General features: G+C 60.3%; 1 protein-coding gene. It reads right to left on the minus strand.

Annotation, left to right across the window (positions count from 1 at the left end; all coding sequences use genetic code 11):
• Positions 1 to 127: 127 nt before the first annotated feature.
• Complete coding sequence (gene ltrA, locus LQ956_RS14795) at positions 128 to 1,372, minus strand: group II intron reverse transcriptase/maturase (RefSeq protein WP_238630326.1); 1,245 nt, start codon at positions 1,370 to 1,372, stop codon at positions 128 to 130.
• Between the last annotated feature and the right edge of the window lie 547 nt (positions 1,373 to 1,919).

Below are 1,919 nucleotides of genomic sequence, written 5' to 3' on the forward strand. Positions count from 1 at the left end.
AGCTCGATAGAACCGCTGTGCATCCGCCCGGTACTGGAAAGCACACACGAGTCGAGTCGCCCCGGGGAACCACCCCCCGAGGCGCTCACAGAACCGTACGTGAACGTCTCCGCTCATACGGCTCCTCCTATCCAGCCGTTCCATGCAACAGACGCCAGTGTGCGAACAGCCAGGGCTGTCGACGCACAACGCGCAGCAACCAATGGGCCGCTCGCCGTCGATGGCGTCTCAAACGCTTGAACTTGCGAGTGGCCCACAAAGCGAGTTTCCGGTCAATGTGCTGAAGGGTCGGGTATAACGCCGACTTATAGAAAGCACCGTAGTAGTTCAGCCAGCCACGGATCTTGGCATTGAACATCGCCGCCAGATCGCCCAGAGCTTTGTCACTGCGTAGCGGCAGTTTCCAACCCCGGACTTCCTGGCGAATCGCCTTAGCGGCCTTGTTGCTGACCGCCGGACTGAAGTTCACGAAGTACTTGCCGAATCGGTTCTTCGACCGCCTCGGGCGAAAGGTGTACCCCAGAAAATCGAAGGACGTCACGGGATACTCCTGACGCCGATCATCGTCCTTACAGTAGACAATGCGGGTCTTCTGCGGGTGAAGTTCCAATCCGCATTCCGCGAAGCGGCGTTCAAGTGCGTTCCGCAGATACTCGGCCTGTGCCTTCGACCGACAATGGCAGACACCATCATCCGCGTATCGCTCGAACGGGATGCCGGGGAAATTCCGTAGCATCCACGCGTCGAAGGTGTAGTGCAGGAACAGATTTGCCAGCACCGGACTGACCACACCCCCTTGCGGGGTGCCCTTCGTTCGCTCCTGTATGCTGCCGTCCGGCAACTGCACCGGGGCCTGCAACCACCTCTGGACATACAGCCGTACCCAGTTCTCCCGGGCATGGTGACGCACGGCCCGCATCAACAGATCCTGCGGGATGTTGTCGAAGAAACCCTTGATATCCAGGTCCACGACCCAGTCATTGCGCCAGCAGCGCTTACGCGCCTGCCCGATAGCCTGGTGGGCTGATTTGCCCGGTCGGTACCCGTAGGAGTCGGAATGGAAATGCGTTTCTAATTCCGGTTCCAGTGCCTGCTTGACCACCGTCTGGGCGATCCGGTCCGCGACAGTAGGGATCCCCAGCGGCCTGACTCCACCGTCTGACTTAGGAATCTCCACCTGCTTGACCGGCGGGGGCATGTAGCTCCCGGATGCCAGCCGGTTCCAGAGCTTGTAGAGGTTGTCTTGCAAACACTCTTCGAACTCCTTCAGCGACTGGTCATCAACACCCGCCCCTCCCTGGTTTGCCTTCACTCGTTTGTAGGCTTCCCACACCTGACGTTTGGTAATGGGAAACGGCTTTGCCTGGTTCATGAGAGTCCTCCCATCGCTGGTTGCTCCCACGTCCCAGGCTGGATAGGGCCACCCCTTCGCTCCCGCCCCATTACAGGACGTTCATCACTACTACGGGTGACTCCGCCCCTGTACCCCGCATCGGTACTCTCACGCTTGAGGGGCTTCCTCTTGCGTTTCTCCCTTGACATCGGGGTGACAGGTTCCCGCGTTCCGCACAAGAGCCTGGACCGCATTCTCGCCGCCTTCATGCCGGACGCCGCCTGGGCAGTTAGCAGGTCGCCCCCCAGACTTGTCCCGGGATAACGACTGGTCCCGGTTTTGACGTCGTCCCTACGCTTTCGACACCTCATCAGCGGTTCACTCGCGTTCGACTCCACGGTCCATACCTGACAGGGTCTTGCCCCGCCTTTTCCCAGCTCGCTCACCACCACCTCTCTTAAAGGCAGCAGCAGTGGGTGGTTTGGAGCCCCCGCCTGCACAGCGACTCCGAGGGGCCTTCCCTCATCTCTTGTGCAGCACAGCTGCACGGAGGACTGTCGTCCTCTAGTGCGCCTTCGCGGCACAC

It is taken from the genome of Ectothiorhodospira lacustris (genome assembly GCF_022227845.1).
GTDB classification, from domain to species: Bacteria; Pseudomonadota; Gammaproteobacteria; order Ectothiorhodospirales; family Ectothiorhodospiraceae; genus Ectothiorhodospira; species Ectothiorhodospira lacustris.